The organism is Planococcus sp. 1R117A, from assembly GCF_051417975.1.
Classification (GTDB): domain Bacteria; phylum Bacillota; class Bacilli; order Bacillales_A; family Planococcaceae; genus Planococcus; species Planococcus shenhongbingii.
This window is the reverse complement of the sequence record NZ_JBPRLO010000004.1, coordinates 276,860-297,746: the sequence shown is the minus strand read 5'-3', so window position 1 is coordinate 297,746 and position 20,887 is coordinate 276,860. Positions and strand designations below refer to the sequence as shown.

Annotated in this window: 20 protein-coding genes and 1 other annotated feature (1 of these 21 only partly in view); of the genes, 2 read left to right on the top strand and 18 right to left on the bottom strand. The window is 45.8% G+C overall.

The annotated features are described in order from the left end of the window. Positions 1-137: a binding site (T-box leader), on the bottom strand; it reaches 96 nt to the left of the window's first position. Positions 138-358: 221 nt separating this feature from the next. From ACSFXN_RS14255 to ACSFXN_RS14195, 13 genes are all read right to left on the bottom strand, one after another. Further along, complete coding sequence (locus ACSFXN_RS14255) at positions 359-1,990, bottom strand: long-chain fatty acid--CoA ligase (RefSeq protein ID WP_437150754.1); 1,632 nt, start codon at positions 1,988-1,990, stop codon at positions 359-361. Positions 1,991-2,043: 53 nt separating this feature from the next. Further along, on the bottom strand, positions 2,044-3,018 hold the full coding sequence (locus ACSFXN_RS14250; RefSeq protein ID WP_437150753.1) for a CaiB/BaiF CoA transferase family protein: 975 nt from the start codon (positions 3,016-3,018) through the stop codon (positions 2,044-2,046). Next, positions 3,019-4,167 carry an acyl-CoA dehydrogenase family protein gene (locus tag ACSFXN_RS14245; RefSeq protein ID WP_437150752.1) on the bottom strand — a complete coding sequence of 383 codons (1,149 nt, stop codon included), beginning with the start codon at positions 4,165-4,167 and terminating at the stop codon, positions 3,019-3,021. Positions 4,168-4,181: 14 nt separating this feature from the next. Further along, positions 4,182-4,952: a 3-hydroxyacyl-CoA dehydrogenase gene (locus tag ACSFXN_RS14240; protein WP_437150751.1), complete on the bottom strand. Its 771-nt coding sequence runs from the start codon at positions 4,950-4,952 to the stop codon at positions 4,182-4,184. A gap of 16 nt (positions 4,953-4,968) precedes the next feature. Then, positions 4,969-6,117 carry a thiolase family protein gene (locus tag ACSFXN_RS14235; protein WP_437150750.1) on the bottom strand — a complete coding sequence of 383 codons (1,149 nt, stop codon included), beginning with the start codon at positions 6,115-6,117 and terminating at the stop codon, positions 4,969-4,971. Positions 6,118-6,277: 160 nt separating this feature from the next. Next, positions 6,278-7,180, bottom strand: a complete 903-nt coding sequence (locus tag ACSFXN_RS14230) for a glycine betaine ABC transporter substrate-binding protein (RefSeq protein WP_437150749.1) — start codon at positions 7,178-7,180, stop codon at positions 6,278-6,280. Positions 7,181-7,197: 17 nt separating this feature from the next. After that, positions 7,198-7,797 (bottom strand): ABC transporter permease, encoded by a 600-nt coding sequence (locus tag ACSFXN_RS14225; protein ID WP_437150827.1) that lies wholly within the window; start codon positions 7,795-7,797, stop codon positions 7,198-7,200. 35 nt (positions 7,798-7,832) lie between these two features. Next, positions 7,833-8,801 (bottom strand): ABC transporter ATP-binding protein, encoded by a 969-nt coding sequence (locus tag ACSFXN_RS14220; protein WP_437150748.1) that lies wholly within the window; start codon positions 8,799-8,801, stop codon positions 7,833-7,835. A 79-nt stretch (positions 8,802-8,880) separates the two neighbouring features. Then, entirely contained in the window at positions 8,881-10,524 is a 1,644-nt protein-coding gene (gene abc-f / locus ACSFXN_RS14215; protein WP_437150747.1) for a ribosomal protection-like ABC-F family protein, read from the bottom strand. Positions 10,525-10,747: 223 nt separating this feature from the next. Beyond that, the gene (locus tag ACSFXN_RS14210) at positions 10,748-11,602 is read right to left on the bottom strand and encodes a GNAT family N-acetyltransferase (RefSeq protein ID WP_437150746.1); all 855 of its coding nucleotides are present in this window, start codon (positions 11,600-11,602) and stop codon (positions 10,748-10,750) included. 166 nt (positions 11,603-11,768) lie between these two features. Next, positions 11,769-12,986 carry an MFS transporter gene (locus tag ACSFXN_RS14205; RefSeq protein WP_437150745.1) on the bottom strand — a complete coding sequence of 406 codons (1,218 nt, stop codon included), beginning with the start codon at positions 12,984-12,986 and terminating at the stop codon, positions 11,769-11,771. 224 nt (positions 12,987-13,210) lie between these two features. Beyond that, entirely contained in the window at positions 13,211-14,020 is an 810-nt protein-coding gene (gene zupT, locus ACSFXN_RS14200; protein ID WP_437150744.1) for a zinc transporter ZupT, read from the bottom strand. Positions 14,021-14,119: 99 nt separating this feature from the next. Beyond that, positions 14,120-14,764, bottom strand: a complete 645-nt coding sequence (locus ACSFXN_RS14195) for a uracil-DNA glycosylase (protein ID WP_437150743.1) — start codon at positions 14,762-14,764, stop codon at positions 14,120-14,122. Between the two features lie 130 nt (positions 14,765-14,894). On the opposite strand from ACSFXN_RS14195, the gene ACSFXN_RS14190 reads away from it, so the two are divergent. Next, positions 14,895-15,236 (top strand): P-II family nitrogen regulator, encoded by a 342-nt coding sequence (locus ACSFXN_RS14190; protein ID WP_300991254.1) that lies wholly within the window; start codon positions 14,895-14,897, stop codon positions 15,234-15,236. A gap of 12 nt (positions 15,237-15,248) precedes the next feature. Beyond that, complete coding sequence (locus tag ACSFXN_RS14185; protein ID WP_437150742.1) at positions 15,249-16,529, top strand: ammonium transporter; 1,281 nt, start codon at positions 15,249-15,251, stop codon at positions 16,527-16,529. A 45-nt stretch (positions 16,530-16,574) separates the two neighbouring features. Here the strand turns inward: ACSFXN_RS14185 and ACSFXN_RS14180 are convergent, their stop codons facing one another. The 5 genes from ACSFXN_RS14180 to ACSFXN_RS14160 all read right to left on the bottom strand — a co-directional run bounded on the left by ACSFXN_RS14180 (position 16,575) and on the right by ACSFXN_RS14160 (position 20,877). Beyond that, positions 16,575-17,189: a phosphatase PAP2 family protein gene (locus ACSFXN_RS14180; protein ID WP_437150741.1), complete on the bottom strand. Its 615-nt coding sequence runs from the start codon at positions 17,187-17,189 to the stop codon at positions 16,575-16,577. A gap of 412 nt (positions 17,190-17,601) precedes the next feature. Next, positions 17,602-18,309 carry an ABC transporter ATP-binding protein gene (locus ACSFXN_RS14175; protein WP_437150740.1) on the bottom strand — a complete coding sequence of 236 codons (708 nt, stop codon included), beginning with the start codon at positions 18,307-18,309 and terminating at the stop codon, positions 17,602-17,604. Between the two features lie 3 nt (positions 18,310-18,312). Next, entirely contained in the window at positions 18,313-19,380 is a 1,068-nt protein-coding gene (locus tag ACSFXN_RS14170) for an ABC transporter permease (protein ID WP_437150739.1), read from the bottom strand. Positions 19,381-19,532: 152 nt separating this feature from the next. Next, positions 19,533-19,841, bottom strand: a complete 309-nt coding sequence (locus ACSFXN_RS14165; protein ID WP_437150738.1) for an antibiotic biosynthesis monooxygenase family protein — start codon at positions 19,839-19,841, stop codon at positions 19,533-19,535. Positions 19,842-19,923: 82 nt separating this feature from the next. Further along, on the bottom strand, positions 19,924-20,877 hold the full coding sequence (locus ACSFXN_RS14160; RefSeq protein ID WP_437150737.1) for a siderophore ABC transporter substrate-binding protein: 954 nt from the start codon (positions 20,875-20,877) through the stop codon (positions 19,924-19,926). Positions 20,878-20,887: the final 10 nt, after the last annotated feature.

Below are 20,887 nucleotides of genomic sequence, written 5' to 3'. Positions count from 1 at the left end.
TACGTCTCCCTTACTCGCTTCCGCTTTCAGGCCAGCTCTCCTAAGTCCATTCGCGCAAGTAATCCAATCAGCTTCCACCAGCCGCTGACTCTCTAAAATGGATTTTCCTGCCTACTCGTCTCAATCCTCGATTTAAACACTCTTCTATTCTGATCTCTTCTGGGCTCTTCTCTCAAATAGACTTGTCGCTCGTTCAACAAGTTGACACTCATATTAAATTGTTTTGTATATTCTGTCAAGTCGTATTAATTAAAACAATTCGCAAAACTATTTTTATCTGCTGATATTTTGCAAAACAATTCCACTTGCATTGGGCATCTCTACTGTTTCGCCCTATATCAAGTTTCCATTTTGCCATTCAATCAAAACTTCTCTGCTGCTGGTAATGGTGATCCAGTTCTTTACGCAACGCGGCTTTCAGGAATTTTCCGACAGATGTTTTCGGCACTTCTTTCAAAAACACCACATCATCCGGCACCCACCACTTGGCAAATTGCTTTTCAAGATAAGCTAAAAGATCCGCTTTCGTTTGTTCGCTTTCTTCGTAGCCTTCTTTTAAAACCACGCAAGCGAGCGGGCGCTCCAGCCATTTTTCATGCGGAATCGCCACTACTGCGGCTTCAAATACCGCTTCATGTGTCATCAAGGCATTTTCCAAATCGACAGAAGAAATCCACTCGCCGCCGCTCTTGATCAAGTCTTTTGTGCGGTCAGTCAGTTTGATGAAGCCATCCGGTTCAATGACCGCAATGTCGCCTGTGTACAACCAGCCATCCCGGAAAGCATCTGCCGTACGCTCATCTTTGTAATATTCGTCGGCAATCCACGGGCCTTTGACATTGAGTTCGCCCATCGTTTTGCCATCCCACGGCGCCTCGCCTTGTTCATTGACGATCCGCACTTCAAGGCCCGGCATCGGAAGGCCGGCCATTGAACGGCGATCGATGCGCTCTTCCATTGACAAATCGGCCATCGCTGAAGTCGTAATTGCCAGACTGACGAGCGGCGATGTTTCGGTCATGCCGTAGCCGGTGACAAACGGCACATTGTATTTTTCTTCAAACGCCCGGATCAACCCTTTCGGCGATGCGGAACCGCCGCAGATAATCATCCGCAGCGATTCTAAATTGCGCGGATTCGCTTCCAGTTCTTTTAAGATGCCAAGCCAGATGGTCGGCACTCCAGCTGTCAGTGTGACCTTTTCCTGTTCAATCAAATCCAGCAGCATGCCCGGCGCAAATCCTGGACCTGGCAATACTTGAGTCGTTCCGAACAATACCGCCGCAAACGGCAAGCCCCATGCATTGGCGTGGAACATCGGAACAATCGACATCGCAACGTCGCGCTCAGACAGTCCCATCGAATCATTCATTCCGAGTGCAAAACTGTGAAGCACGAGTCCGCGATGCGAATAAACAACGCCTTTTGGATTGCCTGTAGTCGCCGATGTATAACACATACCTGCCGGTGTGTTCTCATCCAAATCTTGCGGGAATTCATAATTGCCGTCTTCTGCGTTGATTAGCTCTTCATACGAATGGACGTTTTCCAAGGACGTTTCCGGAAGATCCATGCCGTCTTTCATGACAATAAAATGTTTGACAGTTTTCAGCTGCGGTGCAATTTTTTCAATCAGAGGAAACAAATCATGATCCACCAGCAAAATGTCATCTTCCGCATGGTTGATGACATAAATGATGTGTTCAGGAGACAAGCGGATATTGATCATATGCAAAATCGCTCCTGCACCCGGCACGCCAAAATACAGTTCCAGATGCCGGTGGTGGTTCCAGGCAAAACTGCCGACTTTGGTTCCGCGATCCATGCCGATTTTTTCCAGTGCACTTGCCAGCTGGCGCGTCCGTTTGGCAAATTTCTTGTATGGAATGCGGTGAATCGTCTCGCCTGTACGCGAAATAATCAGTTTTTCAGGGAAATACTGCTCAGCACGCTTTACAAAAGAAGATAACAGAAGCGGGGCATTCATCATTGGACATCAAGCTCCTTTTTCTTTTCGATTTTTTGCACGATACAGCACTTCAATCAGCGGAAGCTCACTGCCTCCCGGCGAGCTGCAAAATGCGGATGTTCATGGCGTTCAAACGCTTTTAGAACCGGTGCCAAACAACAATCGACTGTCGTCGATAGGCTATACCATTCCTGCCACTCTTTCGTTTTGAAAAAAGCGGCTATTTCAGCGTGTTCGGCACTTCCCACCGCCTTAGCGCTCCAGCTTCGCCACTGCGGTTTTTCCGCTAAATCACAAAAATTGTGCCAGAACTTTTCTTCAAGCGCAGCCAGGGTGACGTAACGTCCGTCTTTGGTTTCATAGATTGCATAACTGATGCGGCTGCCTGAAATTTCCGGAATACCGCAGTCTGACACTCGCGCTTCATGATAGGCATCATGATTGCCTTGAAATTCGGCCATCGCTTCGGCCAAGGCGAGATCTAGATAAACACCTTCGCCAGTCCGGAATTTTCGCAGCAAGGCAGCGGTGATTTTTTCAGACGCCACTACCCCTCCTGCATAGTCAGCTAACGTATTGGTCGGATGCACAGGACAGCCGCTGCTGTCGGACAGCTGTTCAAGCACTCCCGACAATGCTAAATAATTCAAGTCGTGGCTGCCAAGTTTTGCGAGCGGCCCTTCTTGCCCGTATCCCGACAGCGAACAATACACCAAATCCGGTTTTAGCGCTTTCAGTCTCTCATAATTCAACCCCAATTTTTTCATGACGCCCGGCCGAAATGTCTCAATCAACGCATCGGCCGTCTTTACCAATTCCAGCATCCGGGCATGCCCTTCTTCTGATTTCAAATCCAGCTGAATGATGGTTTTTCCTTTGTTATTTGCTTTGTGTACATAACCGCCGCCCATATAACGCGCCGGGTCACCCATTGGCGGTTCGATTTTGATCACTTCTGCCCCCATTTCTGCCAGACGCATGGCGGCATAAGGACCAGGCAAATAATACGTAACATCCAATATGCGAATTCCTTCCAATGCCTTCACCATCTACAAGCCCATCCGTTTGGCAATGATGGTTTTCATGATTTCATTGGACCCGGCATAGATGGCAGCGACCGGCGTATCACGGTATCGGCGCGCAATTTTGTACTCTTCCATATAGCCGTATCCGCCGTGCAGCTGCATGCATTCACCTGAAATCTTTTTCGCCGTATCGGTCAGCCAGTATTTCGCCATTGATACCTTTGAAACAATGTCTTTTCCAGCCATATGATCTTCAATCAAAGATTCCAGAAACGAATGGCCGAGTTCAATTTCTGTTGCCATTTCTACAAGCTTAAATTGTGAATTCTGAAACGAACCGATCGGTTTGCCGAACGCTTTTCTTGACTTGACGTAATCGAGCGTCATTTCCAGCATATCTTCTGACGCGGTTTGAGCGGCAATAGCGACGACAAGGCGTTCCTGCTGCAATTTTTCCATCAAATATGTAAAGCCTTTATTCTCTTCGCCGACCAGATTGGCCACAGGCACCTCACAGTCCTCAAAATACAATTCAGAAGTATCTTGCGCATGAAGGCCGACTTTATCGAGTTTTCGGCCTTTTGTAAATCCAGGCATCCCTTCTTCAATCATCAAAAGCGAGATGCCCCGATGTTTCGGTTCTGCTTTCGGGTCTGTTTTCACGACCACCAATGCATGGGTACAGTTAATGCCATTCGTAATAAAAGTTTTTTGCCCATTTATGATATAACGGTCTCCGTCGCGTACAGCAGTTGTTGAAATATTGGCGAGGTCTGAACCCGCCCCAGGTTCTGTCATGGCAATCGCCGTGATAAAGTCTCCGCTGATGCAGCCGGGCAGCCAGCGCTGCTTCTGTTCTTCGGTTCCGTAAGCTTCGATATAAGGCACAGTAATGTCGTTATGGAGACTGACTCCTGTCAAGCTGGTGCCCACACGCTCCATTTCTTCCCCGATAATGACGGCATAACGAAAATCCAAGCCTAAGCCGCCGTATTGCTCTTCCGTTTGCGGACATAAAAACCCCATTTCCCCTAGGCGTTTCCAAAATGTTTTTGGAATGATGTGATCTTTTTCCCATTGTTCATATTGCGGCACTGCTTCTTTTTCCAGAAATTTCTTTAAAGATTTCCGGAACAATTCATGCTCTTCTTCTTCAAAGCGGTATTTCCCCATTGCCTGTCTCCCCCTTACTTTGGCTGCATGCGGATTGCACCATCAAGCCGGATAACTTCACCATTCAACATCGAATTTTCTATGATGCTTTGGACAAGCTGTGCATATTCAGCTGGCCGTCCGAGGCGGGCAGGAAACGGAACCGAAGCCGATAAAGACTGCACAGCGGCTTCTGGCAGACCATCAAACATCGGCGTTTGCATGAGCCCTGGTGCAATCGCCATCACCCGGATGCCGTCTCTTGCAAGTTCACGGGCAATCGGCAATGTCATCGACACAACGCCTCCTTTTGAGGCGCTATAGGCCGCTTGCCCAATCTGGCCTTCATAAGCAGCAACGGATGCTGTCGAAATAATGACGCCCCGCTCCCCTTCAGTGTTTGGTTCGTTTTGCTGCATGGCCGCTGCTGCCACACGGATGACGTTGAATGTGCCAATCAAATTAACTTTAATAACTTTTTCGAACTGGCTGAGTGGAATCGGCTCGCCTTTCGAGACGACTTTTCCAGGCGTCCCGATGCCCGCGCAATTGACTACGGCGGTAACGGCACCCCATTTTTCAATCACCGTTGCTAAGTTTCGTTCCACTTGCTCGGCATCTGTAACGTCCGTTTTAAAATAACAGACCAATTCATCGCCTAATTCACCGATGATGGAGTGAGCACGTTGTTCATTCAAATCGAAAATGGCGGCTTTCCCTCCATTTTCAACTATGCGGCGCACAGTCGCTTCGCCAAGCCCCGATGCCCCGCCTGTCACAATTGCTTTTAAATTCGCTAATTCCATATCCAGCCCCACTCTCCTATAATCGTTCAATAATCGTTGCGTTTGCCATGCCCATTCCTTCGCAAATCGCGAGCAGCCCGTAACGCCCATTACTGCGTTCAAGTTCATGGAGAAGCGATACCAGCAATTTGGTGCCGGTTGCCCCTAACGGATGGCCGAGGGCAATTGCTCCGCCGTTCACATTCAACTTTTCAGGATCTGCACCCATATCGTTCAACCAAGCAAGCGGCACAGGCGCAAATGCTTCGTTGACTTCGTAGCGGTCCATGTCTCCGATTTCAAGTTCTGCTTTCTCCAGCACTTTGCGGGTTGCGGCAATCGGGCCGGTCAGCATCAACGTCGGGTCCGAACCCACAACTGCACGCGCCACAATGCGCGCTTTCGGTTTCAAGCCAAGCTCATCCGCTTTTTCACGGGACATCAACAATACCGCTGAAGCACCATCGCTCATCTGGCTAGCGTTTCCAGCAGTGATTACGCCGTTTTCATCAAAGACCGTTTTCAATCCACCAAGCACTTCCGGTGTCGTTCCCGGCCGTGGGCCTTCGTCAACCGCAACGAGGCGCTTTTCTCCGTTTTCACCTTCAACTTCAACCGGCACAATTTCTTGCTCGTAATGGCCGTTGCGGATTGCCTGCTGTGCCCGTTCATGACTTTGGACCGAATAAGCATCCAGTTGCTCACGGCTAAATCCCCATTGGTCGGCGATGCGTTCAGCAGATAACCCTTGGTTGATAATTTCATATTGATTGGTCAATTTCTTGCTGGGTTTAGCGCCTTGCATATTGGAGAACATCGGTACGCGCGTCATGCTTTCCACGCCTCCTGCTATGACAATATCCATGTCTCCAGCCAAAATGGCTTGGGCCCCGAAATGGACTGCTTGCTGGCTCGATCCGCATTGGCGGTCAATTGTGACACCCGGCACATGATCCGGGAACCCGGCAATCAATGCCGCTGTTCGCGCTACATTGCCCCCTTGCTCAGCGACTTGGGAAACACATCCCAAAATGATGTCCTCTACGGCACTTTTCTCCACGCCTGCCCGGTCCACTAATTCTTCTAGCACTAAAGCTGCCAGTTCATCCGGGCGGGTATTCGCATACATCCCTTTTCTTCTTCCAACTGCTGAGCGCACACCTTCTACAATGACTACTTCTCTCATTTTTTCACCCCGTTTTTTATTTTTCCTTCTATTTATATAATGTAATCGCTTCCAATAACCAGAATTGAATGACTATTCACTCATCAAAGTTATTGTACAAGAATTCCCAACTAATTACTATAGAAAAAATCCCACAGATTTTTTCTGTGGGATTTTTTGGTCATTCTTCTATCAGCCCTTTTTCAATAAGAAAATCACGTGCTACTTCACTCGCTTCTTCTTGATCGACATCAACGCGGGCATTCATTGCAAGCATTTCTTCTTCAGAGATTTTTCCGGCAAGCCCATTTAGCACATCTTCCAGTTCCGGATATTCTTCCAGGGTCTCTAACCGCACCACAGGGGCTGCATCATATTTCGGGAAAAACGACAAATCATCTTTTGTTGTTTCCAAATCAAACAGCCCGATCCGGCTGTCAGTCGTGAATGCCGGAATCACATCAACTTCGCCACTTTTCACTGCTTCGTACATAATGGCAGGATCAAAGCTTTCGGTCGCTGAAAATTTGAATGGATAAGTGGCAATCAAGTCATCATACCCATCTCCTTTGCGCTCATAAAATGGATGGGGCGCACCAAACGACATATCTTGCGTTTGGGAAATTTCCGCTAGATCCGAATAAGTTTCAGCATCAAAGCCGCTGTCTTTTGAAAATGCCAATGTATAACCGTTTTCAAATCCCAGCGGTTCCAGCCAAGTGGCATTCAAATTTTCTTCGTATCCCTGACGGACACGTTCGAGCACTTCTTCTGATGATTGGCCCGGCTTCGACTCTTCTTTTAAAACATCTTTCAAACCGGTTCCCGTGTATTCAACGTATAAATCAATATCGCCTTTTTCAAGAGCCGGAGTTAAAATGGACACTTCACCAAGTCCGTCTTCGTATTCCACTGTATAGTCTGAATTCGCTTCAATATATTGCCCTAGAATATGCGGCAATATGTATTGTTCTGTCCACGGTTTGCCTCCGATGACAATCGGCTCCGATCCTTCACTGCTCGCTCCACAGCCGGCTAAAACAATCACCGCTCCCAATAGAATACCCATAACTGATTTTTTCATCGCTTTCTTCCCCCAATCTAAAGTTTTAAGCCTTTTGGCGTCATGCGTTTCTCAATTCTTTTCAAAATCCAGTCAAATCCGATGGCAAGCAAGGCTACCGGCAGTGCGCCTGCTAAAACGAGAGCATTATTATAGGACTGCAGACCGCGGTAGATAATGTCGCCAAGACCGCCTGCGCCGACAAATGTCGCCAATGTGGCAATTCCAACTGTCAGAACGGTTGCCGTACGGATTCCTGCCATGACAAAAGGCAAGGCCAGAGGCAGTTCAATTTGCCGCAATATTTGCCCGCGCGTCATCCCCATGCCGCGCCCCGCTTCGATAACCGACCCGTCAACTCCTGTAATGCCGGTATATGTATTGCGGAGAATAGGCAAAAGTGCATAAATAATAAGGGCAACTAGCGCTGTAGGAGAACCGATTCCGAGAATCGGCACCAAAAATCCGAACAAAGCCAAACTTGGAATTGTCTGAAAAACAGCTGTGACACCGATGATGGGTTCAGCATAGCGGCGATAACGTGCAATCAGCACACCAGTTGGCAAAGCGATGGCAATACCGATGCCCACTGCTATAAAAGACAAATAAATATGCTCCAGAAATGCAGCCTGAATCATGTCCTGCCGGCTGATAAATGTATCGATGACATTCGTCAAAGTGATGCACCCACTTCCTTATGGAGGGCTGCTTTCAATAATTCACGTTCACTGGCATAGGCGATTACATGTCCGTTTTCAGTTATTGCCAAATGGTCATGTGCGCTTTCTGCTAATTGATCCACCGCTTCGCCAATGCTTGTATCTGAGGATACTTTTTGAGCATCTCCCCGCCAATCCCGTTCAAATAATGGAATAAATTCTTTCAGTTTTTTCTCGCTGAATGTCCGCTGCCGGCTGATGCGTTCAGTACCGATAAAGTTCCGGACAAAATCATTGGCTGGTTCAGCAACCAATTGCTTTGGAGTACCAATCTGTTCAACTTGCCCGTTGCGCATCACAATGATCGTATCAGCAATTTTCAACGCTTCATCCATATCATGCGTAACAAAAACAATCGTTTTCTGGATGCTTTGCTGCAAATTCTGCAGTTCGTCCTGCAATTGCTCACGGCTAATGGGATCCAATGCGGAAAAAGGTTCGTCCATTAAGATGATATTCGGATCTCCAGCCAAAGCCCTCACAACTCCGACCCGCTGCTGCTGCCCGCCGCTTAGTTCTAGCGGATAGCGATGAAGATAGGTTTCCGGATCCAATCCAGTCAATTGCAGCAATTCACGGATTCGCATATCGATTCTTTCATTCTTCCAGCCCAAGAGTCTTGGCACGAGTGAGGCATTGTCTGCGATAGTCATATGGGGAAACAATCCTATTCGCTGAATGACATATCCAATAGAACGGCGCAGTTCAATTTCATCCAGCTCCATAATCGGTTTCCCATCTATGGAAATCATTCCTCCTGTTGGCTTTTCAAGCTTATTGATCATTTTCATGAGCGTAGTTTTTCCGCAGCCGCTCGGCCCAATAATAGCTGTCAGCTGGCGGGCAGGCAGCACAAGCGAAATTCCTTTTAATGCTTCCGTGCCATCCGGGAAACTTTTAGTGACGTTGTCAAAACGAATCACTGCATCCACTCCTTTCCATCTCTTTTCAGCCTACTTTTTAATTTACCCTTAACACAAGGCAATTACTCACTTTTATCAATTACTTTGAAGAGTGGGCAGAGACGGCTTTGATGGCAGCTGTCAATTCATTAAAACGGCGATCCAGCTCGCTATATGCTTTATCATTCGGCTGCATAAAACTAAGTTTCCCGAGGACCGCCTGTCGTTCTGTTTCCAATTGCAAAAGATCATTTTGCAAAGAATCATCAGACTTATTCGTCCACTCGGCATAACTTCCTTCATATTTAACCAATTTTCCATTATCAAAAATCAGCAATTTATCCGCCAGTTTTTTCATAAAAAAATGGTCATGGGTAGCAATCATCAACGTTCCTGTAAACGTCTCCAAAGTTTTTTCCAATTGCTCCCGGGAAGGCAGATCCAAATGGTTGGTCGGTTCATCCAGCAACAGCACATTGCAATCGGTTACCATGAATTCCATCAGCTTCAGCTTCACTCTCTCCCCCATGCTCAGATGCTTAATCGGTTCAGTCCAATGATGTTTTTCGAACCCAAGATTAATCATCAGTGTCCGCATTTGTCCCATAAGCTCATAACTTTCCGCTCTAAATAATTCAGCCGGCGTTTTTTCTTCCGGCAAATCAAAAACATTCTGGCTTAAATAACCGACTTTCATTCCGGCCGTTGTCCAAAGTTCGCCCGTATAACCAGTTTCTTTTCGGAGCATACTAAAGAAAGTTGATTTCCCGCTGCCATTTTTGCCGACCATTCCAATGCGCTCGCCATGCTGCACTGTAAAAGAAGCTCCTTCAAAAAGAAGGCGTTCCGCAAACCCTTTGCTTACACCTTTTAACTCGATGACGCGTTTTCCCTTTTTAGCAGCTCCGCTGATATCGAATTTCACATCAGTTTCTTCTTTCGGCTCCAGCACTAATTCCTTTTCGAGCTCGGCTTCAAGCCGCTTTCGCTTGCTGCGAATTTGAACATCCATGCGCTTCGCTTTGGAACGGTAAAACTCTTTAAAGCCCTCTTGTTTCGTCGAATCTGCATGTGCTTTTCCTGACCAGGACTGCAATTCCAAAAGCTGGTGTTCGACATGGGCAATTTTCGCCTGCTGTTTGTCATACTTTCTTTGCTGCGTATGCCGGCGATGTTCTTTTTCTTCTCTAAAGGCACTGTAATTCCCTTTATAAACCGCTAATTTCTGTTCTTCAATTTCCCAGACATGAGTGGCGATTTGATCGATAAAATACCGGTCATGCGATACCACAAGCAAGGTTCCTTCGTAATTCGTCAACTTTGCAATGACCGATTGGACACTTTCCGAATCCAAGTGGTTGGTCGGTTCATCGAGCAAGAGCACTTCCGCTTTTTGCGCCAGCGTTTGGGCTAAGCGCATTTTCATCGCTTCTCCTCCGCTTAAGCGGGTACGCACTTCCGGTACATGCCATATTTTCTCAAGCTTTCGGCTTTCAGTCTCTTCCAAAACGGTATCCAATACACTGACCTCTTGTTTCATATAAGCAATTGCCGGTTTTGAACCAAGCCACTGTATTCCAGGTTCCCCGCTTGCAATAGCGTCGAGCAGCGATGATTTCCCAGTGCCGTTCGAACCAAGGATGGCAATTCGCGCGCCTTTCGGAATATCTGCCTGCACTTCTTTCAAGACAATCCGATCACCGTGGCCGATTGTTAACTTGTATACTTTCCCTCTGATGGTCAAAGCCATTCCTCCTTGCCGGAGAAATAAAAAAATTCCTCCGCGTCATTATCGGAAGAATTCGCAAGCCCAAATAACCTGTTATTATACAGGCATTTCACTTCGTTAAAAATGGGCAGACGAATCCAATTTCTGTTACACCAAAATTCCCGGTTGCGTAGAAATAGGATCAGTTATCCATCGGCCACCCATCTTCCCTTCAATTTAATGTTTATATTGTATCACATTATTCAGATATTTTTTCATCAATTTTCAAATGGACCGGCGTCGCAATCTGTTCAAAGCCAATTTCTTTATAGATTTTGTTGGACGTCGGGTTCTTCAGATCGGTATACAGCATGACGAAGTCGTATTCACCGAGCAGTTCTTCTGTCACCTCGGCAACTAATGTTCGCGCATAGCCTTTGCGGCGATGTTTCATCGGAGTAAAAACGAACGATACCGTTATGCCATGTTTGGATGGACGGGATTTTTTCATGCATGAAACGACTTCATTGCCCACTTCCCAGACATACACTTCTTTTAGCTCAATAAAAGAATCGATTTTACGGGCAGCTTCGGCCGGGGTGGACATCGCAATGCCGGTTTCCTGCTCAAAAAGCAGAATCCATTCCTCGAGGAGAGGCGCGTCTCTTTTATTGGCGACTCGCCAAGTGCCGGGGCTTTTCTCCAAGCGGGTATTCACGGAATCTGCCCGGTAAAGCCCCTGGTGCATCAATATGCGGATTTCGCCGCCAACTTTGGCAATCCAGGCATCGGCAAAGCGATGAGCAGTTTCCTGATCTCCGACCACTGCGTCTACAACAATTCCCGAAGTCAATAGCCGTCGGGCAATCTCTTTTTCAATATCAGGAAGTTCCCGAAAGACAATCAGCTGCAGAGGATGGGGCGGGGTCATCAAACAGGCTGCCGCAACTTCACCGTCCTCTTCCAATGTCGCTAAAAAATAATCTTCATAGCGGCCTTCTTGTATCTGGTTCAGTATTCCCAAAAACAAACTATAGATGTCTTCATTTTGATACAGCAGCTTTTCTACCTTGCCTGCAAAAGCAGAAGAATTTGCATAAACCATCCACTCCATTTTTGCTCACTCATTTCTGTCATTGTCTCTGACTATAAGATATTTGCTAAATAAGGAAAAATATCCTGCATGAATGCTCCTTTTTAAGAAATTAATTTTTAGTTCCCAGAATTTGAGGAAGCAAAAAAAGCCTCTTCGCAATGAGCGAAGAAGCTTCTTTTTGCTTTTATTCAAGTTCCATTTGTTTTGTTTCAGTGCCTAGAAACGCCACGGCTAAGGCTCCAATAATGATCGAGACGCAGAATATCCCGAAAATCCATCCGATTCCGTAACCAGCCGTCAGCATTGACCCTACCAATAGCGGCCCTAAAATTCCTCCGATTCGGCCAAACGATGCCGCCATACCGGTTCCGGTTCCGCGGATAACCGTCGGGTATTGCTCTGGTGAATACGCATAAAGTGCTCCCCAAGCCCCTAAGTTAAAGAACGACAAGAATGCCCCCGCAGCAATCAGCATTCCGATAGTTTCAGCATTCCCGAATACCAATGCACTGGCAGCCGTCCCGATTAAATATGTAACAAGGACGAATTTTCGCCCTGCCTTTTCAATCAGCCATGCTGCTGAGAAATACCCCGGCAATTGAGCAAGCGTCATAATAAGGACATAGCCAAAACTTTGTATAAGCGTAAATCCTTTTAACACCATGACGCTTGGCAGCCATAAGAACATGCCGTAATAAGAGAATACTACCGTAAACCAAACGATCCACAACATCAATGTGGGTTTCCGGTATTTCTTAGACCATACATCTTTTATATTTGTAGAAACAGATCGCAGAACATCCTTTTTCGCCGAGAATTGCGGAGAATCCGGCAGTTTGATCCGCAAATATAATGCATATAAAGCAGGCAGCGCTGTCAGCAATAAAGCTACGCGCCAACCGAATGACGGAATAACAAAATATGAAATAATAGCGGCAAGCAGCCAGCCGCCAGCCCAAAAACTTTCAAGCAAAACGACTACGCGGCCGCGTTCATGAGCAGGTACACTTTCAGAAACGAGAGTTGAAGCGACTGGAAGTTCTCCCCCCAACCCCATGCCAACAAAGAATCGAAGCAGCATGAACGCAGCAAGTGATGTAGTGAATGCTGAAACGCCGCTTGCCAATGAAAATAACAGCAAAGTAATAATGAAAATTTTCTTGCGCCCGACTTTGTCTGCATAAATGCCAAAGACGAAAGCCCCTACCGCCATACCGATCGAATTGACACTGCCAATCCATCCCATCTGGGAGGTGGTTAAATTCCAATCCACTTGCAAAGCCGCAATGACAAAGGATAAAATCCCTACATCCATCGCGTCAAAAAGCCAGCCTAGTCCCGCAACGCCAAGCAATTTATTTCTTGAAAGCGGCACAGTAGTGTTCTCAGTTAAAGTAGCCATCCTAACTCTCCTGTCTTTACAGTTGTAATTTAATGTCTTTACACCTTACTATACGCTTTCAATTAAAAGGTGACAAGACACCTATAAAAGTTGGAGTTTTCAAACAATTCATTTACCGTTTTCTGCGTTATGGGTCAGAAACTTCCCAGCCTTTCCGTTCATTTCATCTACAAAAATGCCTCTAACTCCCATCCATACGGGAGTTAGAGGCGTAAAATGTACAGTTAGACGATGAGAACAAGGCTGACGGCCATTACGGCCATGCCGGCAACTAATCCATAAATGGATAAATGGGCTTCGTCGTACCTCTTTGCGGCCGGAAGCAACTCATCCAATGAAATGAAAACCATGATGCCAGCCACTCCAGCGAAAATAATGCCAAACATTGTGTCGCTAAGGAAAGGCATCAAAATCAGCCAAGCCGCAATTGCACCGACCGGTTCTGAAACCCCTGATAAAAAACTGTATTTAAAGGCTTTTTTCCGGCTGCCTGTAGCATAATAAATCGGAACTGACACTGCAATTCCTTCCGGTATATTGTGGATTGCCACAGCAATGGCAATGGCTACCCCTAACGCAGGATCTTGGATTGCTGACATGAAAGTAGCAATCCCTTCCGGAAAGTTGTGGATTCCGATTGCTAACGCTGTAAAGATGCCGAGTTTTCGGAGATGGGCATATTCAGCATTAGTTGGCCCATCATCCATATCTTCTACGGTACGGACTTCATGCGGATTCCCCATTTGCGGCAGAATCCTGTCTAATACAGCCATGAAAATCATCCCGCCGAAAAAACCGGCAAGCGTCAGCCAATATCCGATCGATTCGCCATGGGCATCCGTCAATGCATCTTTTGCTTTCACAAAAATTTCAATCATTGATACGTAAATCATGACACCGGCTGAAAATCCGAGGGAAATCGAAAGAAATTTAGTATTAGTGCGGGAAGCAAAAAAGGCAATCAAGCTACCGATTCCAGTTGCTAGTCCGGCAAAGAGCGTTAATCCGAGAGCAAATAATACGGTACTGTCCATAATCCCAACTTCCTTCCATTCCAGTGATTATGGTAATTGTACGGTAAAAGTTTCCTAAGAGCAACTTTTTTCAACAAAGAAAGGTTTTCCATTATTCTTTTATTTCCTGATGCGCAGCAGTTCCCCTAGCTTTCTCCAATCCTCATCCTTCAATTCACGCACCGGCGGGTTATAAAAAACACTGGCCGGATGAAAAGTGGGAAATATATGATAAATATCTTCTGTTTCTATAAAGATTTGTTTTTCTTCATCCCATCTTAAAATAGGCGTTTCCATCAGGACTCCATGAAGCTGCGTCACTTTCGCTTTCGGGCCTACAAGGCGCTGCAGGCCAATATTTCCTAAAGTGACAATCAGCGGAGGATGGATATCTTTGATCTCCGTATCAAGGATAGGAGCATGTGCAATGATTTCCTTTTTTGTCGGTGCGCGGTTGTACTTCCGTTCTGCCAGGCTTCCGTCGCGTTCTTTTTTAGTTCCCCATTTATAAGGGCGGCTGCGGACCGCACTCGTGATGTAAACATCTTCTCTTGCCAGTCCAACACTTTCAAGCGACGCCATTAATTCTTTGCCTGCTCGGCCAGTAAAAGGAATGCCGGTTTCCACTTCATTTTCTCCTGGCGCTTCCCCTACCAGCATAATTGCAGGATTTAAAGGGCCGCTGCCCCGAACAAAGCCTTCTACCGGAAAGTCTTTTATTCTTTCGATGCCTTGTTGAACCAGTTCGTCCGATATTTTATACATGCCATCACCTCATTTTCATTTTAACATAATCTTTATGTTAGGTTTTCTAACATTATTTTTAAAAATAACTTGATTTTTCAGAATATAGCGTTTAATATGTTAACAAACCTAACATTGAGGAGGAGAAAACATGAAAAAGATTGAAACTATTATTCGGCCTTCTGTTTTTGCAAACGTTCGCCAAGCCCTGGCTCTTGAAGGAATTGACGGCTTAAGTGTCACGGAAATAGCGGGAATCGGCAAACAAGAAGGCCGGGTCGGATTATTCAGGGGCAATGCCTACACGATGGAGTTTTCTCCAAAGCTAAAACTTGAAATGGTGGTAGATGATTCAAAAGTAGAAGATATCGTAGAAGCGTTGCTTGAATATGCTTCCACAGGAGAAGTCGGAGACGGCAAGATTTTTATCCTGCCAGTTGAAGAAGCCATTCGGATCAGAACGAAAGAACGCGGCGTTATCGCCATCGGATAAGGAGGAGATTTAATGGAAGCAGTTCAAAGTTCAGTTGATATGATGTGGGTCATGCTCGGAACAATATTAGTGTTTTTTATGCATGCCGGATTCGCTATGCTGGAAACGGGTTTTACCCGTTCTAAAAACACCTTGAACATTTTAATGAAAAACCTGATCACTGTCGCTCTTGGCTCTATTCTTTATTTCTTCGTTGGCTTCGCACTTATGTTTGGCACTTCGGCTTTTGGCGTTCTTGGAACAGACGGTTTTTTACTGGCAGGACGCGACGACATCGGATTCTTTGTGTTCCAGGCGGTTTTTGCGGCAACTTGCGCCACCATCATTTCAGGGGCAGTGGCTGAACGGATGAGATTGTCAGCTTATTTCATGCTTACGATCGGCATGACTGCCATTATCTATCCAGTCGTTGGCCACTGGGTATGGGGTGGCGGCTGGCTATCGCAAATCGGATTCATTGATTTTGCCGGATCCACTGTTGTGCATTTAACTGGGGCTACAGCCGCTTTTATCACCGCCTGGAAAATCGGTCCCCGCATCGGCAAATACAGCGGGAAAATCGTCAACTCAATCCCTGGGCATAACTTGCCGCTTGGCGCTTTGGGTGTGTTCATCCTTTGGGTAGGCTGGTTCGGATTTAACGGCGGCAGCACTTTGGCAGCAGATCCGGAATTAGTGCCGCCGGTCATCTTGAATACATTGCTATCGGCCTCAGCAGCTGTGCTGTCTACCGCAGTGTATACACGATTCCGCTATGGCCGGATTGACCCCTCTTTAACGATGAACGGCGCACTTGCCGGCCTTGTCGGGATTACGGCCGGAGCTGCCAATGTATCTTTTGTGGGGGCCATCATTATCGGACTTCTTGCCGGCATCATCATGACAGAAGTAGTCCATTTATTGGATGCGAAAATCCGGGTAGATGACCCAGTCGGCGCCATTGCCGTCCATGGAGTTACCGGTATTTGGGGAACATTGGCACTTGGCATTTTCGATACGACAGGCGGTCTTCTTTACGGAGGCGGCGCTGAGATTCTCGGCATTCAAACAATTGGTATTTTAGCAGTGATTGCCTGGACGACTGTGTCGGCAATTATTGTTCTTGCAATCGTCAATTCGATTGTCCCGCTCCGCGTCACAGCGGAAGACGAAGAAAGCGGGTTGGACTTCTCAGAGCACGGCTCCCAAGCATATGCCATGCAGGATGTCTTAAGCGGTGCTGCCCCGTCAACCGAATCTTTTGCACAGCGGCTGAACCAACTGGGTGAACATCCAGCTCCCCAAAAACCTTAAAAGAAAAAATCAAAAAGCATGGACTGATTTTCCAGTCCATGCTTTTTATGAGGTCCGATTTCTTTTAAATGAGCGTTCTCTTATTTCATACCAAAAGACGACAGCCGCAAACAAAGCCATTCCTACGGTCCATCCAGCCAAAACGTCCGAGAAATATTGCTCGCCTCCCGCAACCCGAGACAATCCGATAACAATCGACAGGCCGGCAGCCGCTGCCCAAACAAGCCATTTAGCAGTTCTGGAAACCAGGTGTCCTGCAATAAAATAAGCAGCTGTAAAGAGATAAAGGACCGCTCCCATTGCATGCCAGGAAGGGAATCCGTAGCTTTCTAAACCGTGCGGCAAGTCCGGCCGCTGCCTCTCGAAAAGGTTTTTTAACCCTTGATTCAACGCCCGCCCTGCACCGATTGTCAAGAAAACGAAAAGCATCCCCCGATAATCTCTCCGGTGCAGCCATAAATACAACATCATGGCCATTCCCACAATAAATACAACCGCTTCATCTGCCAGAATTGAAAGGCTTTCCAGCCATCCGATACCTCCAAACAGCTCTGCAGCTTGCCGGTCTAATTCTTCAAATGCCGTGTTTTCAAAAGTGGATCCAATTCCAATAAAACCGATCAATGCAATGATCCCAAGCAAATACAATAGACGTTTCATAGCCCTACCTTCTTTCCATGAGCTCCTCCGTCTATTATAGTCTAAATTTTCCATTCATTCAAAAATACATTGTTTCAGACAGCGAAGCAAACATCTAGCACAGTGCGTAAAGCTTAGGAAAGTATTTAATTTCGAAAGGGAAATAAATGTACGGGAAAAGAAAGTATTTCGCGCCGGACAGATAGTATTTTCGTGTGAAAACGTCCTCCATCATCAACCCATCAAAAAAACCACCAATGATGGTGGTTTTTTTAAGTGAAGAAGATTGAAACGCCCATTAGCTTTTCTCAACTTATTTCCAAGGCGAAACAGGCATAATTTGCACCCATTTTTGCAGCAGAATCGTATTTCTCAGTCTACTGGTCGTATTTTCTTTGTTACTGGGCGTATTCTCGTCTTAACTGGTCGTATTTCAGCCACTACTGGTCGTATTCCTCCAAAACTCCGACTGAGTCTGTTGTTCCAATACGCCATCGACCATTTTATAGACTTTATCACAATACTCGATCAGGCGGGTATCATGTGTCACCACAATGGTCGTGGTGTTTTTGTTTTTTGTTTCATCTTTCAATAATTGCATGACTTCATAAGCGCGGTCAGAATCGAGCGACGCTGTCGGTTCATCCGCTAAAACAATGGATGGATTGCTGTAAAGTGCCTTGGCAATTGCCACGCGCTGCCTTTCGCCTCCCGACAAATCAGAAGGATACTTATTCCGGAGGTCGCCAATTCCTAAATCCTTGTAGAGCTGTTCCATCTCGCCTTTGTTCATATTGCCTTTTTTCACTTTATCCAATAACTTCATTTGTTTTTCAACCGTCAGGAAAGGCACTAAATTCGATGCCTGCAGAATAAACCCTATTTCTTTTAAGCGGATTTTCGAACGTTCTTTTTCATTCAGCGAAGTGATGTTTTCGTTATTTATAATAATCTCACCGCTTGTTGGCGACAGCAAGCCGCCTGCAATCGTCAAAAATGTGCTTTTCCCTGAACCGGATGGTCCAATAACGGCAACCATTTCACCTTTTTCTGCATGGAAATCGGTCGGTTTTAACGCTTCCACTTTTTTATGGCCGCTGCCAAATGTTTTCTTCACTTGAGTCAATTCCAATACTGCCATCGTTTATCCTCCAATCGCTTTTAACGGATCTATTTTTACAATGGTCAACACCGAGAAGACAGCTCCCGCTATCGCAACTGCTATCAAAACTGCTCCGTAGATCAACATTGTTGGAATATCGAATGCTACCGGTACGGCACTAGGCAGGAAAACCCCTGTTGCAAGCGTCAACACAAAACCTATGGCTACGCCGATGGCTGCCAGAATAAAGGTCTGTGCTATGACGGAACGCGCCAAATATCCACTCGGCACTCCTTGCGCTTTCATGACACCGAACATACTAATTTTCTGGACGGTTAAAACGTAAAGAAAAATTGCCACAATGACGGATGAAATAACAAACAGAAAATAAATCATGAAGTTCAAAGTCAAACTTTGTTCAGTGTAACCTGGCAAGCTTTCAATAAAATTTTCCACTTCAATTGCGGCTAGCTCTTCGTCATTTGTGATAGCGGCAATATCATCCGTACGTACAACTACTCCATTAATCTGGTCTTCATTCACTCCGGCGGCTTCGCCGAATTTAACACGCTGGAAAGTCGGCAAGTCACCGTAAAGAACAGGTGCGGCATTGAACCGGGCATCTTCGGTAAACCCTACAATTTTTAAAGTTTCTTCAGTTGAAGACAATTTCAAGGTGTCCCCTAACCCAAAGCCATCTTCTTTCAAGGCATCACTTGCAATGACCTCGTTGTCACCAGCGAAAGCTTCGCCTTCCACCACTTCCGGCATAATGAATTCATCTTCTTTGATTCCGAAAATGGAGACATTGGCTTTTTGGTCTTCACTGCTAGCAATGGCATTGATCTGGCCCAGAACGGCTATTTCGTCCACTTCCATTTGCTCTGCAGCCTCAATGCTCATGGAAGACGATACAAGGCTCTTATCCGATTCCTCGGTCAGCACCACGGCAGTCGCTTCCCATTTATCTACCGCTTCGCGGTTCAAACTGGCTAATCCATTGGCGAGACCGGACAAAAAGAATACAAGATAAGCTACAAGCATTAAAACACCGATAATTAAAACAAAACGCAGTTTATTTTTTTGTATTTCGTTCCAAGCTAAAAACATCTCATCACTTCCTGTTTCTTTAATATACCCTTTGCTTTAATCTTATCAAATAACTTATACAAAACCTATACATTTTCTATATACCCATTGTGCTTTATTTTATTCCTTAAGCCAGAAAATAAAAAGGCGAACCAGTAACGGTTCGCCTTTTGTTATCTTACTGCATGGACATGGTAAGTGCTTTGGGAAGTTTCGATGATATGTTCAGGCTTTGGTTTGCCAAGGTTCGCTTTGTGGCCGGCGATATGGTCAGGATGCTTCTCCCAGTTCTTCCAGTCATTTTCCGATTCCCAGCGCACATAGACAATTACTTCTTCATCGCCGCGGCGGACATTTTTCTTCATCACCGTACGGTCAATATAACCCGGCTGCTTTTCCAGTTTCCCTTCTCCTGAAAAACGATTTAAAACCAATTCTGAGAAGCCTTCTTTTACAACAATTCTCTTCATTTGCACAAACATGTTTCCCACTCCTTCGCTTTTGTTTAATTGCTAATTAAAACTCCCGCTTTATAAAAAGCGGGAGCGGAAAATTCTTTACTTCTTATTCAAATGCAGCTTGGATGTCCGTCACCATTTGGCTTACAGATTGCAATCCGCCACCTGATAGGTACCAGTAGTCCGGATCCAAGTAAATGATTCTGTCATTTTTATAGGCGTTTGTTTTTTGCACCAATTCGTTTTCAAGAGATTCTTTAGCACTTGCGTCTCCGCCAACTGCTGCATTACGGTCAACTACGAACATCATATCCGGATTAGTTTCCAGAATGTATTCAAAAGAAATGCTTTGTCCGTGAGTTGAAGCTTCGATTCCTTCATCAGCTTGTTTTACACCGAACACGTCATGGATGAGACCGAAACGTGAAGCTGCTCCATAAGCACTTACTTTGCCTTCATTCGCTAAAGTAATCAAAGCTTTGTCATCTGATTTGCTGACTGTCGCTTTTGCATCTTCAACCTGTTTTTCAATCGCTGCTAATTCTTCTGTCATTTGATCTTCTTTACCGAAGATTTCTCCAAGAGTCGTCATATTGCTTTTGAAAGATCCCATGTAATCAGTTGGATCGACTGCCATATGGATAGTTGGAGCGATAGCTGCATACTCTTCGTACATATCAGCTTGGCGGTCAGAAATGATGATCAAATCCGGCTCCAACGCATTGATCGCTTCAAAGTCCGCTTCTTTCAATGTCCCTACGTTTTCGTATTTTTCTGTGTCGCCATATTTATCAAGGTAAGCCGGCAATGATTCTTGTGGAACACCCACCACAGAGTCAACGCCTAATTTGTCCATTGAATCAAGAACGCCAAAGTCGAATACTACTACTTTTTTAGGGTTCTTTTCAAAAGTCGTTTCGTCAAGTTTATGAGTGACAGTCATTGTTTCTTTTTCTTCTGCACTTGCTGTATCTGCTTCAGTTGCCTCTTCTTTCGAACCACATGCCGCTAGAAAAGCAACCATCATTAATGTGAATGCTACCAATAACCATTTTTTCATATTATTTGAG

What these genes read in the sequence shown, in the direction of transcription:
- ACSFXN_RS14255 (WP_437150754.1), bottom strand. Translation starts at nt 1,990, where the DNA reads ATGATGAATGCCCCGCTTCTGTTATCTTCTTTTGTAAAGCGTGCTGAG.
- ACSFXN_RS14250 (WP_437150753.1), bottom strand. Translation starts at nt 3,018, where the DNA reads ATGGTGAAGGCATTGGAAGGAATTCGCATATTGGATGTTACGTATTAT.
- ACSFXN_RS14245 (WP_437150752.1), bottom strand. Translation starts at nt 4,167, where the DNA reads ATGGGGAAATACCGCTTTGAAGAAGAAGAGCATGAATTGTTCCGGAAA.
- ACSFXN_RS14240 (WP_437150751.1), bottom strand. Translation starts at nt 4,952, where the DNA reads ATGGAATTAGCGAATTTAAAAGCAATTGTGACAGGCGGGGCATCGGGG.
- ACSFXN_RS14235 (WP_437150750.1), bottom strand. Translation starts at nt 6,117, where the DNA reads ATGAGAGAAGTAGTCATTGTAGAAGGTGTGCGCTCAGCAGTTGGAAGA.
- ACSFXN_RS14230 (WP_437150749.1), bottom strand. Translation starts at nt 7,180, where the DNA reads ATGAAAAAATCAGTTATGGGTATTCTATTGGGAGCGGTGATTGTTTTA.
- ACSFXN_RS14225 (WP_437150827.1), bottom strand. Translation starts at nt 7,797, where the DNA reads ATGATTCAGGCTGCATTTCTGGAGCATATTTATTTGTCTTTTATAGCA.
- ACSFXN_RS14210 (WP_437150746.1), bottom strand. Translation starts at nt 11,602, where the DNA reads ATGGAGTGGATGGTTTATGCAAATTCTTCTGCTTTTGCAGGCAAGGTA.
- ACSFXN_RS14205 (WP_437150745.1), bottom strand. Translation starts at nt 12,986, where the DNA reads ATGGCTACTTTAACTGAGAACACTACTGTGCCGCTTTCAAGAAATAAA.
- zupT (WP_437150744.1), bottom strand. Translation starts at nt 14,020, where the DNA reads ATGGACAGTACCGTATTATTTGCTCTCGGATTAACGCTCTTTGCCGGA.
- ACSFXN_RS14195 (WP_437150743.1), bottom strand. Translation starts at nt 14,764, where the DNA reads ATGTATAAAATATCGGACGAACTGGTTCAACAAGGCATCGAAAGAATA.
- ACSFXN_RS14190 (WP_300991254.1), top strand. Translation starts at nt 14,895, where the DNA reads ATGAAAAAGATTGAAACTATTATTCGGCCTTCTGTTTTTGCAAACGTT.
- ACSFXN_RS14185 (WP_437150742.1), top strand. Translation starts at nt 15,249, where the DNA reads ATGGAAGCAGTTCAAAGTTCAGTTGATATGATGTGGGTCATGCTCGGA.
- ACSFXN_RS14180 (WP_437150741.1), bottom strand. Translation starts at nt 17,189, where the DNA reads ATGAAACGTCTATTGTATTTGCTTGGGATCATTGCATTGATCGGTTTT.
- ACSFXN_RS14175 (WP_437150740.1), bottom strand. Translation starts at nt 18,309, where the DNA reads ATGGCAGTATTGGAATTGACTCAAGTGAAGAAAACATTTGGCAGCGGC.
- ACSFXN_RS14170 (WP_437150739.1), bottom strand. Translation starts at nt 19,380, where the DNA reads ATGTTTTTAGCTTGGAACGAAATACAAAAAAATAAACTGCGTTTTGTT.
- ACSFXN_RS14165 (WP_437150738.1), bottom strand. Translation starts at nt 19,841, where the DNA reads ATGTTTGTGCAAATGAAGAGAATTGTTGTAAAAGAAGGCTTCTCAGAA.
- ACSFXN_RS14160 (WP_437150737.1), bottom strand. Translation starts at nt 20,877, where the DNA reads ATGAAAAAATGGTTATTGGTAGCATTCACATTAATGATGGTTGCTTTT.